At 45.3% G+C, this 12,687-nt stretch carries 13 protein-coding genes and 1 rRNA gene; 5 read left to right on the forward strand and 9 right to left on the reverse strand.

Going from position 1 to position 12,687, the window contains the following annotated elements:
• Positions 1–60: 60 nt before the first annotated feature.
• The 7 genes from BUR09_RS15850 to flgB are packed head-to-tail and all read right to left on the reverse strand — an operon-like array spanning position 61 to position 5,983.
• A complete protein-coding gene (locus tag BUR09_RS15850; protein WP_074217922.1) occupies positions 61–1,374 on the reverse strand; it encodes a FliI/YscN family ATPase in 1,314 nt (437 codons plus the stop codon).
• Positions 1,371–2,135: a FliH/SctL family protein gene (locus tag BUR09_RS15855; protein WP_074217923.1), complete on the reverse strand. Its 765-nt coding sequence runs from the start codon at positions 2,133–2,135 to the stop codon at positions 1,371–1,373. Before BUR09_RS15855 ends, BUR09_RS15850 begins: the two co-directional genes overlap by 4 nt.
• Positions 2,122–3,072: a flagellar motor switch protein FliG gene (gene fliG, locus BUR09_RS15860; RefSeq protein ID WP_245796752.1), complete on the reverse strand. Its 951-nt coding sequence runs from the start codon at positions 3,070–3,072 to the stop codon at positions 2,122–2,124. The genes BUR09_RS15855 and fliG overlap by 14 nt, the downstream gene beginning before the upstream one ends.
• A gap of 34 nt (positions 3,073–3,106) precedes the next feature.
• Complete coding sequence (fliF, locus tag BUR09_RS15865; RefSeq protein WP_074217925.1) at positions 3,107–4,732, reverse strand: flagellar basal-body MS-ring/collar protein FliF; 1,626 nt, start codon at positions 4,730–4,732, stop codon at positions 3,107–3,109.
• A 49-nt stretch (positions 4,733–4,781) separates the two neighbouring features.
• Entirely contained in the window at positions 4,782–5,108 is a 327-nt protein-coding gene (gene fliE / locus BUR09_RS15870) for a flagellar hook-basal body complex protein FliE (protein WP_074217926.1), read from the reverse strand.
• A gap of 24 nt (positions 5,109–5,132) precedes the next feature.
• Positions 5,133–5,573, reverse strand: coding sequence for a flagellar basal body rod protein FlgC (gene flgC / locus BUR09_RS15875; RefSeq protein WP_074217927.1), 441 nt, complete (start codon positions 5,571–5,573; stop codon positions 5,133–5,135).
• The gene (gene flgB, locus BUR09_RS15880) at positions 5,573–5,983 is read right to left on the reverse strand and encodes a flagellar basal body rod protein FlgB (protein ID WP_074217928.1); all 411 of its coding nucleotides are present in this window, start codon (positions 5,981–5,983) and stop codon (positions 5,573–5,575) included. The genes flgC and flgB overlap by 1 nt, the downstream gene beginning before the upstream one ends.
• Positions 5,984–6,300: 317 nt before the next feature.
• Between flgB and BUR09_RS15885 the strand changes: the two genes are divergently transcribed.
• The 4 genes from BUR09_RS15885 (at position 6,301) to BUR09_RS15900 (ending at position 9,963) form a co-directional block, all read left to right on the forward strand.
• The gene (locus tag BUR09_RS15885; RefSeq protein ID WP_074217929.1) at positions 6,301–6,855 is read left to right on the forward strand and encodes a tetratricopeptide repeat protein; all 555 of its coding nucleotides are present in this window, start codon (positions 6,301–6,303) and stop codon (positions 6,853–6,855) included.
• Positions 6,856–7,080: 225 nt separating this feature from the next.
• The gene (locus tag BUR09_RS15890; RefSeq protein WP_074217930.1) at positions 7,081–8,868 is read left to right on the forward strand and encodes a putative bifunctional diguanylate cyclase/phosphodiesterase; all 1,788 of its coding nucleotides are present in this window, start codon (positions 7,081–7,083) and stop codon (positions 8,866–8,868) included.
• 71 nt (positions 8,869–8,939) lie between these two features.
• On the forward strand, positions 8,940–9,650 hold the full coding sequence (locus tag BUR09_RS15895) for an AzlC family ABC transporter permease (protein ID WP_074217931.1): 711 nt from the start codon (positions 8,940–8,942) through the stop codon (positions 9,648–9,650).
• Positions 9,640–9,963 carry an AzlD domain-containing protein gene (locus tag BUR09_RS15900; protein ID WP_074217932.1) on the forward strand — a complete coding sequence of 108 codons (324 nt, stop codon included), beginning with the start codon at positions 9,640–9,642 and terminating at the stop codon, positions 9,961–9,963. Before BUR09_RS15895 ends, BUR09_RS15900 begins: the two co-directional genes overlap by 11 nt.
• A gap of 45 nt (positions 9,964–10,008) precedes the next feature.
• On the opposite strand, the gene BUR09_RS15905 is transcribed toward BUR09_RS15900, so the two are convergent.
• Complete coding sequence (locus tag BUR09_RS15905; protein WP_074217933.1) at positions 10,009–10,827, reverse strand: rhodanese-like domain-containing protein; 819 nt, start codon at positions 10,825–10,827, stop codon at positions 10,009–10,011.
• 268 nt (positions 10,828–11,095) lie between these two features.
• Between BUR09_RS15905 and BUR09_RS15910 the strand changes: the two genes are divergently transcribed.
• Positions 11,096–12,298: an FprA family A-type flavoprotein gene (locus tag BUR09_RS15910; protein WP_074217934.1), complete on the forward strand. Its 1,203-nt coding sequence runs from the start codon at positions 11,096–11,098 to the stop codon at positions 12,296–12,298.
• Positions 12,299–12,420: 122 nt separating this feature from the next.
• Here the strand turns inward: BUR09_RS15910 and rrf are convergent.
• Positions 12,421–12,535, reverse strand: a 5S ribosomal RNA gene (gene rrf / locus BUR09_RS15915).
• Positions 12,536–12,687 lie beyond the last annotated feature (152 nt).

Raw genomic sequence — 12,687 nt, forward strand, 5'->3', positions numbered from 1 at the left:
TCGCCGTTACAGTGCGCCGGAGTACGGGCGTCCCTTCCCGTTGCTTTTGGCTGCTGCTATTTATTGTTGTACTAATGCATGCAACTGAGAGAAGGCTTCCTCGATGCTACAAGGATCCTCAACGCGCTGCTGCAAAAATTCGTTTACCTTCGGCACCATTGAAATTGCCTTATCCACCACAGGGTTAGAACCGTGGGAATATGCACCAATGTTAACCATATCTTCCACTTTCTTGTACGCAGCCAGCAACTTAGTTACAGACTGTCCTTCCTCAATAATTTCGCGGGAACAAATATCACCACGAAGACGGGATACAGAACGCAATACATCGATTGCAGGATAATGTCCGTTATCCGCAAGATCACGCGTTAAAACAATATGTCCGTCGAGAATAGAACGAACGGCATCAGCGATTGGTTCGTTGAAATCGTCACCGTCCACAAGAACGGTGTAGATTCCGGTAATACTACCTTTATCACTATTGCCTGCGCGTTCCAGAAGCTTCGGAAGCTGTGTAAATACTGTCGGAGTGTAGCCCTTGGTTGTTGGCGGTTCACCTGTTGCAAGACCAACTTCACGTGCAGCCATTGCAAATCGGGTCACAGAGTCCATCATGAGCAGAACGTTTTTGCCCTGATCACGGTAAAATTCTGCCACCGCGGTTGCAGCATATGCAGCACGCATACGGACAAGCGGAGACTGGTCGGATGTTGCCACGAGCAAAACTGAACGCTTCATACCCTCCGGCCCCAAATCCTTTTCCATAAACTCAAGAACCTCACGACCACGTTCGCCGATCAGCGCAATGACGTTAATGTCTGCCTCAGTATAGCGAGCCATCATACCCATAAGAGTTGACTTACCAACACCGGAACCAGCCATAATACCCACACGCTGTCCTTTACCAAGAGTAATAAGACTGTTGATAGAGCGAACTCCAACGTCCAACGGTTCAACAATACGTGCACGTGAAAGCGGGTTTGGCGGTGTTGCGTACAACGGCTTATAAGCCTCTGCAGAAAGTAGAGGCGATTCTGATCCAAGCTCGTTACCAAACGCATCAAACGCTTTGCCGAGCATGTCATTGCCCACAGGAAAAGTTGGCGGCAGGCTAGAGTTACGGATAAGTGACCCTGGTTTAATGCCTCGCATCTCACCATACGGCATGAAAAGAATATTGCCGTCTCGAAAGCCTACAACCTCTGCCGGAATCTGCTCTGCGCCTTCTTCCGGAATAAGCTGACATACCGCTCCGAGAGGAGCTTTGATTCCACACCCTTCTACGATCAGACCGACCACCTTGTTTACCTTGCCGAAAGACTGGCTTGGTTCAAGGTTTTCCAGCAGCTCAAGGGCACCACGCGGGTCGATCATATTTTATCCTCTGGAATCACAAGCTGATCTAAAATTTCATCTACAGCCTGTTTACGGCTGGTGATGGTGTTATCCACCATGCCATCATGGCTTTCGACAATGATACCACCAGCAGCAACAGTCGGAGCAGACTTTACGGTCCATGCTTCCAATCCATTGTAATGATGCTGGGCATTCTGAATAATAGCGGAAACCATGGATTCATCATCCGGGTGCACAGTAATCACAAGCTGTCTGCGATCATCAAGAACTTGCACAGCCTCTGCAAAAAGCTTTTCCATGGATGCCTGACGATTTTCTGACAACTCTACTGCACATACACGCTCAACAGATGAACGCACAACAGTTATGAGGTCACTCCGCCAGTTATCAAAGATATTGGAGCACTGGCCTTGAATAGCACCAAGAACACTGGATACAGACTCCGCGTGCTGCTGCTGAACTGCTGCCAGTTCCTGCTCAGCCTGCTGACATCCCTGTTCATAGCCTTCCTGCCGTGCTTTTTCTTTAATCCACTCGGCTTCTTCTCGTGCTTTTGCAAGAATATTTGCAGCCCGCTCTGCTGCACGTTCACGAACACGTTCCATGTAGGCGGCTTCTGTAGCATCATCCCACTGTCGGGTACGAGTTCCTTCCACGCCTTCAAGGGTATGCTCATTAGCGGAACCGGGACCGGTAAAAATGGTACCCCACGCAGCCACACCTTTCGGTGCGGCTGTGTCGGATAAAATATCGCCAGAGAGAATGTTAGATGAAGACATCGTTGCCTCCGCGTCCGATGGCTATTCGTCCTTCCATTTCGAGACGGCGTACAATCTTTACAATCGACTGCTGTGCACCCTCTACATCTGAAAGCTTTGTAGGCCCCATGATATCCAAATCTTCTCGGATCATTGTTGCCGCACGCTCGGACATATTGCTGAAGAACACATCCTGCATTTCTTCGGAAGCACCTTTGAGTGCCAGAGTCATATCCTCGTTGGATACTTCTTTCAGCAGCTCGCGGATACCACGACCATCCAGTGTTGCCACGTCTTCGAATACGAACATGAGGTTTCGAATGTCTTCTGCCATCTGTACAGATTCTTCTTCGATCTCTGCGAGAACTTCTTCTTCCGTAGCACGGTCCACTGCGTTGAGGATTTCCGCAACAGCAGCAACGCCGCCCACTTTCTTGCCTTCCTTGCCCCCCATTGCAATGAGCTGGCTTTGCAGCACCTTATCCACTGCCATAAGCATATCTTCCGGTACTGCCTCGAGACGAGCAAGACGCATAAGCACTTCCGGTCTGATACCGGCAGGGAGCATCTGAATAAGCTCTGCCGCCTGATCTGAATGCAGGTGACCAAGAATGAGTGCCAGTGTCTGCGGGTGTTCGTTACGCAGAATCTGAGAAAGAATGCGTGGACTTACGTTCTCAAGTTCACGGAATGGAGCTGGGCCGTTATCCAGTTCCAGTGCATCCATAATGTACTTGGCGGTTTCACTATCAAGGTTTTTCAGGAGCATACGACGGGTGGCTTCCTCACCACCGGAAATCATCTCTTTGCCCGCGATCATTGAATGGTGAAACTCTCGTAAAATATCTTCAACATCTTCTTTAGGAACTGTATCCAGTTCCATCATGGCTTTTGAAATTTGGGCAATGTCTGCACGGTCGAGACGTTTAAAGGTCTCAGCGGTGAACTTGTCCCCCATCGCCAGAAGTAATACGGCGGTTTTTTCCGCACCTTTAAGCTGAGTGGCCAACTTTATGCCCTCCGGTATCTTTAAGCCAAGACTTCAAGATGCCTACAGCCTGTTCCATGTTCTGTTCGGAAATCTGTAATGCATGCGCCTTAATGTCTTCAATCTTCTTCAGTGCATCCAATGCATCAAGCTCTTCTTCGCCTTCAATAAGCGCTATGCGCTCTTCACCCAATGGAAGACCTTCAAGTCCTTCCATAACCTCACCTGCTTCAACCTTAGGTCGAATGAGAGCAAGAATAACCGGGCGAACGATGAGCAGAAGGAAGAGAAATACGAGTACTGCGTTCAGAATCGGCTTACCCATGCGCAGTGCATAGTCCCCGATTACTTCAGCAAGACTGCGTTCGCGTTCTACATCCAGTTCGCCAAAAGCGATACAGGAAACTTCAATGGCGTCACCGCGGGAAGATTCAAACCCTACTGCATTTGAAACAAGCTCTTGAATACGCGTCATTTCTTCTTCTGAACGCGGAGTAAAGACCATTTCGCCTGTATCAGGGCTGGCTGCGTACATGCCATCAACAACTACTGCAATGCTCAAGCGGTCCACCTGCCCTACAGGGGTCACGATGTTCTGCTCTTCTTTGTTAATTTCATAGTTGATGGTTGATGTTTCGCGAGTTGCATCCTGCTGGCTGATGCTGCCGCCGATGCCGTCACCTCGGAAGTTAGCATCAGGGGTGCCTGCTTCAAGGTTAGCGCTGCCGCGGGTTGTTTCCTCGCTTTTCTGTTCTGAACGAACAACAGAACTTGATGGGTCGTACAGTTCCTTACGGATTGTACGCTGGCTGAAATCAAGGTCAGCGTTAACTTTCGCAATAACCTTGCCTGCGCCGATGATAGGATACAAAAGTTCCTGAATGCGCATTTCCAGATTTCTCTGGATGGTCTGCTTGTGATCAAACTGGGTTGCAGTCATGCCTTCAACGGAATTTTCGTCTTCAGGATGGTACAGCACAGTACCTTTAGTATCCGCAATGGACACACGACCTTTATCCAGACCTTCAACAGACATGGTAATAAGGTTGACGATTGCCATTACGTCTTTGTCTGTCATTTTTTTACCTTCTGCGATGGTCAAAACAACAGATGCAGACGGTGGCATCTCTTCTTCAATAAACAGACTTTTCTGAGGGATCACCAGATGTACACGTGAGGATTCAACCGCAGGGAATTCTGTAATAGTACGGCTTAATTCACCCTGAAGAGCACGCTGGTAATTAATTTTCTGTACAAATTCTGTTTGTCCGACTTTTACATCGTCAAAGACTTCGAAGCCAATGCCCTGCCCAGTTAAACCACCTTCACCGGCAATCTTGATACGCATGTCGTATACTTTATCTGCTGGAACAAGGATGCTGGAACCATTGTTCTCCAAGCTATAGGAAACTTTTTCAGCCTGAAGGACTTTAACAATTCTATTTGCATCCTCAAGAGCAAGGTTAGAATACAACAACTGCATGTCCGGCTTATTCAGCCAAAACAACAGCGCAAAGAATACGCCGAGCACAGTAAGTGCAAGACCGCCGATAAAGACCCTTTGCGAGAGGGTAATACTCGACCAGAAATTTTTAGTGCGATCGACAGCATCGTTTAACATGGGGGACATTATTTACTCCGAAAAAATACAGTTAATAAATGGCGATATAACAGTAGGACTAGAACTGCATTTTGCTGATTTCGTTGTATGCATTAAGAACCTTATTACGTACGGCTGATGTAAGGTTCATTGCAACACTTGCTTTCTGCAACGTAATCATAAGCTCGTGAACATTCTGCTGCTCACCTGAAGCGAAAGATTCAATCATGCCAGATTTTTCTTGCTGCATGTCGTTTACTTTCTTCACAGATGCTTCAACAGTTTCCATAAAAGATGTGGTTGTTTTTTCTTCAGATGCAGTGGACTGCTGCACCTTTTTATTTCCAGACGCAAAGCTGCTTAACGCTTCTGAATACGCCTTCATTCCTACACTTTGAATAGACATGACCTACTCCCCAAATTTATCCGCTTAGCCGCGGCCAAGATCCAATGCTTTGTTGTACATGGTTTTTACAGCATCCATTGAAGTGATATTTGCCTCATAGCTGCGCTGTACAGTCATAAGGTTCGCCATCTCTTCCACCACGTTGATGTCCGGATAAAATACATATCCTTCTTCATTTGCATCTGGATGACCAGGTTCATACACCTGCTTAAGTGGGCGCTTATCCTGCGCAACATGCTTCACACGTACACCGCGTAAATCCCTGTCCATTGCAGACTGCATCTGCTTACTGAATGGATGGTCTACCTCAGTTGCCTCAAGAATTACGGTCTTACGACGATACGGACCGCCTTCCGGTGTACGAGTAGTCTTAGCGTTAGCAAGGTTCATAGAGATAATGTTCATGCTTGTACGCTCAGTACTGAGCGCAGAAGCTCCGATATCGAGTGCTGTCATGAAATCCATTATTTAGCTCCGCTTGAAATAACGCTTTTTAAGCCTTCAAAGTTACTTTTGACCACTGTAGCCAGTGTGTTGTAGCGCATGGTATTTTTAGCCATTACAGCCATTTCCTTATCCATATCCACACGGTCTTCACCATGAACAATACGCATCGGCATTTTCTTTTCCCATTCAGGGCCGAAGTTTTTCGGATCGAATGTAGCAGGAACATGTTTGCCGGACGTACGTGTCATTTTTCCACGACCGTCAATGTTCAGCGCTTTTTGAAGATCTTCTTCAAACTTAACTCTACGGGCGAGATACCCGTGAGTTTTAATGTTAGCCATGTTACTCATGACAACATTCTGACGCTGCAGCTGCATGTCCATAACCTTTGCACTGAGCAACATAGGGGTTTCAAATAACCCTTTCATGCAGGTACCCTCCTTTTACTTAATCTTCCCGTCTTACCCCTTTTTGAGAAGGCAACGGTACTGAATACAAAGCAAAAGGCGTTCCACACTTACAACGACTTATTTTTATTATACTTTTTATTGAAAGACTGGCTTTTATCGAGAAAAAAAGAAACTGAGTGACAGAGATTTGTCACTCGTAAGAAATGGGGGACATATTTTTTTTGGCACAGTAGTTGCTGAATATTCTGCAGAAACACAAAAGCAGAACTATTTTTCCTACACGCCTAATCGCATAAATTTGTGGGGATGTAGCTAAACTCAATAAGGATACCCGTATGAGCGACTACCAGACATTAAAAGTACTTGGCGAATACCATCTCGCGTTAGGCGATACCAAAAAAGCAATTGAATGCTTTGAAGGCGCTATGGAGCTTAACAACGAATCTTCTGAGCCGCTTCTCGGCCTCGCAGCAGTAAGCATCTTCGAAGGAGACTACGAATCCGCACTTACTCTGTATAAACAGGCTGCTTCCATTGAACCTAGCTCCCGTGCGCATGCCGGTATCGGCCTTGTTCTTGCGGAACAGGGTAACCACGATGAGAGTTTTACCCATTTCCTTACTGCTCTTTCCATTAACCCAGTTGACAAAGTTGCACTTAACTGCCTTCTCCAGCAGGGATACAGCACTGAGCGCGTTGAGGAAATCCTTCCTGCTTTTGCACGTGCCCTTGAAGAAGACAGCACCGATACTGCTGTTCGCTTCTCCTACGCAACCTGTCTCTTCTCTACAGACCGTAAAGAAGAATCTATTGCTGAATTCAACGAAATTTTACGCCTCGACCCAGAGCATGAGGCAACCAAAGAAGTATTATCGCACATCGCTGCATAATATTCCCTCCACAAAAGTATAAGGCACCCTGTTCTGATCCGTACGTCAGAACAGGGTGCCTTATTTTTTAATCAGTTCCTTAATTATACTTTTTTATGTAACTAGGTTAATGAATAGTACACATCAAACTTGTTCTTTTTATTCAGCGTACTAGCGTCATTGTTAATCTACTAAGTCTATTCGACGGGATTCATCCTGCGCAATCTAAATAAAAGGGAGTTAGATATGGCAGGAGCTACGGTTCCAACAAGTACAGAGCCAGAGAAGACAGAACGCACACGGCAAACTAAGTCTATTTTCTCTGCAAACGACTCTGCACGCGACATGGTGCTTTACTCACCTCTATGGGAATTTTGGTACTCCGCCGATGGAACACTTGAAGTGGTCTCCAACGCTTGCGAAACATGCTGCGGGTACGAAGCAAAGCACTTTTACCGTAACTCAAGGTTCATGGAAGCCATCCTCATCGAAGAACATCTTCCGCTATGGTACGGGCTATGGCGCAAGTTGGATGAGGGGGAAAATTATGCAACGGCAGAATTTCAAATTCGACTTCCAGACAGCAAAAAACGCTGGATGAAGTTTGAAGCCAGCCGTGCCCTTGATTCCGACGGATGCTATTGCGGCATCCGTGCATTCTGTCACGACATCACATCACATCGCAGCGTAGTACAGCAGCTCATGCACTTTACTTGGCATGACAGCCTTACCAAACTACCCAACCGAAGCAAGTGTATTGAAAAAATCAAAAAAGCAATTTCCCGTGCTCAAGCTACAGGGCATTGGAATTTTTCCATCGTCTATATCGACATTGATCGCTTCAAAAACATTAATGACTCCCTCGGACATGAAGCAGGTGATGCGATTCTATGCAAACTTGCTGACCGCCTCCGCGATGCCACCTACGGATTTGAAACTGTCTTCCGTATTGGTGGTGACGAATTTGTGTTAATATATGAAGACACTTCCGACCATCAATCAGTGCACCGCTCAATAGAAGCTCTTATTCAAGGTATTAAGCGTCCAATTGCCTGGAACAATAAGCAGATTCATATGTCTGCCAGTTTTGGCATTATGCATGGCGAGATGGAAGTAGACACTCCAGAACGCTACCTGCAAAACGCTCACGTAGCACTGAATCACGGACGTTCCAACGGAACAGACGGCGTCACCGTTTATGATGCACAGATATTCTCTAATGCGCTCAAACTCATCAGCATGGAGCTGGACCTTCATAATGCACTAATTAATCAAGAATTTTTCTTAGTGTACCAACCTGTTGTTGATACGATCACACGTGCCGTGACTGGCTTTGAGGCGCTTATCCGCTGGAAAAACAGTCAGGGAAAAATCATCTCTCCGACAAAATTTATTCCGCTGGCAGAAGAAACAGGACTTATTCTACAACTTGGAGAATGGGTACTACTTGAAGCCTGCTCTACCCTTGCTGAATGGCGAAGGACAAATCCGCTATTCAAAAATTTGAAGGTGAACGTCAACCTTTCCGCACGTCAGCTTTCCGACTTGGAATTAACGGATATCGTCTCCCGTATCCTTACAAAAACCAATCTGCCACCAGAGTGCCTGCGTCTGGAAGTAACAGAGACCATGCTCATGGAAAATCCTGACTATGCAGATATTACCCTCCGCCGTCTGAGAGCGCTGGGAGTCGGGCTATGCATCGATGACTTTGGTACAGGATATTCCTCCCTTATGTATCTGCAACAATTTCCTATCAGTAATTTAAAAATCGACAGAAGCTTTGTTAATGACATGGAAAAAAATCCTGCAAACTACGAAATCGTCAAAGCAGTTGTCGCATTAGCGCACGCCTTAGGGTTGACCGTTGTTGCAGAAGGAGTGGAAGAAGAGGAGCAACGTATTATGCTGCTTGAAGCTGGATGTGACTTTTCGCAGGGATACTTGTTCTCACGCCCGATTCCTCCGCAAGAAATTCCAAACATTGTAAGCATAATGCAAGCCCCACAAAAATGTCTGCCACAAGCTGGATAGCTCTACCTGTCACCAACATGTAACGCGAAAAGAATTCGACAGAGTGCGGGGTCCAATAGTATCCTGTTAGAATGTCAAAATCCCGCTCTACTAAAGAATCATTTTTCACCGGTGCCGGTACTATTATCCCCGTCATGCCAGGAATTGTTCCTTTCGGCATGCTGACAGGTGTAGTAACCATTGCCACCGGAATTTCTCCGCTCAAAGCCATTTTCATGACATTCTTCATGTTCGCCGGAGCGGCTCAGGTTTCTGTTGCGCAGCTAATGTCAGAACACAGTTCTGCTATCATCATTGTTGCTACAGCCATCATGATCAATCTGCGCTTTGTCATGTACAGCGCATCAATCACGCCATACCTTGGTCCATTACGTCCATGGCAACGCCTATATCTGTCCTATACATTATCTGATCAGGCCTATGCTGTTTCTATTGTGGAATTCACTAAGAAAGACAGCCCGTATCAAAAACTCCCGTTTTTCTTCGGTGCATGTACCTCGCTCTATGTCACATGGATGGTGTCGACCATCAGCGGTATCTTTTTCGGTGCGCTAATTCCCCCAGAATGGTCCTTTGACTTCGCAGTACCGCTCACCTTTCTTGCCCTGCTCGCCCCGAACATTACGGATAGACCATCCGCATTAGCCGCAGCAGTCGCCGCCACTGTGGCTATTCTCTCCGTTTCATTGCCATATAATATGGGACTGATGTCTGGCGCATTCGCAGGCATTTTTACAGGATATTTTGTTAGCAAACGGAAGCGAGTCTGCCATGAGCAATAGTACCTTCTGGATTGTTATCTCCGTCATCGGCATCGCAACCATCCTCCAGCGCGGCTCATTTATCCTTACAGCAGAACGATTCAAGCTGAGTGACAAATTCTCAGAGATTCTTAGATTTATTCCGGCCTCTGTTCTTGCTGCATTGATAGCCCCAGCAATTTTTTATCACGAAGGTATGGTTGCCTCACTACACGGAAAAGAGCGCCTGTCAGCCAGCATTTTCGCCCTACTGGTTGCCTACAAATCAAGAAATATTTTCTTCACTATCCTTACCGGAATGGGAACACTGTACCTGCTACAATATTTTTTATAGGTAATAAAAAAGCTTCTGATGAAATACTCATCAGAAGCTTTATTGTTATCGACAGTGATGCAAGGCATCCGCTGCAATGCGCATATGTTCTTTTTCAGACTGACACAATGAAAGGAAATGTTTTTCCATTTCAGTGTCTTTATAGAGGTGAGCCATATTGCGATATAGATCGTATGCAGAAAATTCGATTGTAATCGCCATTTCAATTACGTTCTGACACTCTGTACCTTCCTGCATAAGTTTAGCAGCAAGCTCATCAAAGTTAAGCCCACCTTCAAGGATATCGCCTGGGAGTCCCTCATAAACAATTTCAAAAGATGGCGGATTGTCTTGAAGCTTTTCCCAGAACTTATAAATCATATGGGCGTGAGCTTCTTCCGCCTTAACAAGCTTCTCCATCACCGGAGTAAAAGGAGCATTCGGAAATTTTTCCAATACAAGCTCATAAAACTTATGGGCACCTTTCTCAAGATTCATGGCCTGATACAATAAGTCCGCGTCAGAGCCTTCCATATCAAATACTTTCAAATTAGGCATATCTTCAATGTAATGCCCATCCCATTCGAGGTAGCCGCCAAGCATATTGTATACCTTCCCTTTAAAATCAGGATGAGTCCCGATAAAAACAGAAGCTGCTACAGAGCGCCTACCGGAAAGACAGTACACGATCGTATCTTTTGTAGAAGAAAGCTCAGAAATTCGCTCTTCAATTTCATCGACTGGCAACAAAATCGCTCCGGCCAAGTGATCTTCTTCATATTCATCGAGAAAACGAACATCCACGAGTTGATATTCATTTTCTCTTGTTTTTGCCATAAACTCCCTTACTTCAGCGACAGTAAGGTCTTGGTATTCTTTTTTCATCTACAATCCTTTTTCCACCACTAGTAAAAATACCTTAATTAAACACTCTGAAATCAAAATTCATTTTAGTCACATGAGAATCAAATATCATCAATTACTGAAAAATAACCAATAATCAGAACGAAATAAGTTTCATCTTGCAAAGAAAGTCACAACACGATAGTGACAAAAATATAGTAGTTAATAATAATAGTAACTAAATACACTGATATTTTTTTATTAGAATTTTTAGTATCTCATTTCAAGAGAAATAGATAAGGGGCAAAAGATGAATGATATCAAACTTGCAAAAGGCATTTACTGGGTCGGCGCTGTTGACCATGATATCCCACCTTCTAGCGGGTATGCAGGCACAAGTTACAACGCATACTTGATCGTTGATGAAAAAGTGACTCTAGTTGATGGAGTCAAATACTCTCACCGCGACCAGTTCTGGAATCGTATTCGTAATATTATTGATCCTGTAAAAATTGATTACATGATCGTCAACCACGTTGAGCCAGATCACTCCAGTAGCTTGCCTGAAATCATCAGCACCATTAAGCCTGAGAAAATCTTCTGTTCCGCTGCAGGAAAAGACGCCATTATTGCCCACTTCCATGATGAAAGCTGGCCTTTTGAAGTCGTTAAGAGCGGAGATGAAATATCTTTAGGTGCAAGAACAATTCATTTCATTATGACCCGCATGCTCCACTGGCCTGACTCAATGTTCTCTTACCTAAAAAAAGATGGCATTCTGTTCTCAAACGATGCCTTTGGTCAACATATAGCGTCAGACGAGCGTTTTGATGATGAGGTGGATATTGCAATTCCTCTTAAGGGAGCAAAATTCTTCTATGCAAATAACCTCAACCTTCTTTCCCCGCTTATTAAAAAGACATTGCGTGCACTGGAGGCAATGAACTTAGGCATTCGCATGATTGCGCCAGATCACGGCTACATTTGGCGCAGCCATCCAGAAAAAATTTTGGAAGCCTACGCTGAATGGAGTTGCCAGAAGCATTCCAAAGAAGTTTTAATTGTGTATGACACTAAATGGAAGTCTACAGAACTCATGGCTAACGCCATTGCCCAAGGCATTGAAGAAAAAAATGTGCCAGTTAAAATCTGTAGCCTTAAAACATGGCACCGTGGTGCAATCATGGAAGAATTCCTTACCGCAAGCACCATAGTTATGGGAAGCCCAACCATTAACAACGGAGTTATCCCAAGCATGGCAGCTTTCCTACACTATATCAAAGGCCTCAAGCCTAAGAATAAGCTCGGTGCCGGTTTCGGCTCTTACGGCTGGGGTGGCGAAGGCGTACGCCAAATCAATAGCACTCTTGATGATCTGAAAATAAAACGTGTAGATGACGGGTTACGTATCAAATTCGTACCAGACGAAGCACAACTTCAAGCATGCGTTGAGTACGGTCACAAGATTGCAGAAGCAACCTTAGCGTTCAATCCAGGCTGTGCGAAAGATTAATTCAACCAATCAAAAGATAAGCCGGTTGCCTTATGACAACCGGCTTTTTTTTATCTCTAACAAATAAAAAATCGAAACAAAAAAAGACCGCGTTTCGCTTGAAACGCGGTCTTAGAAATAAATCTTGGCAGCGACCTACTTTCCCACAGGCTCCCCTGCAGTATCATCGGCGATGGTCGGCTTAACTTCCGAGTTCGGAATGGGATCGGGTGTACCCCAACCTCCATGGCCACCAAGAAAAATATGTCGGGTCAGTCAGTTCTTTGGAAAGGCGAGCAATATTTACCTTGCTGCCACATCAAAGGGCTAACCCTGAAATATAATCTTAAGGGAGGAAAAGAATGATTTTATGTAGAAAAATAAGGCTCACGGACTATTAGTACTGGTTA

The organism is Halodesulfovibrio marinisediminis DSM 17456 (assembly GCF_900129975.1).
Taxonomy (GTDB): domain Bacteria; phylum Desulfobacterota; class Desulfovibrionia; order Desulfovibrionales; family Desulfovibrionaceae; genus Halodesulfovibrio; species Halodesulfovibrio marinisediminis.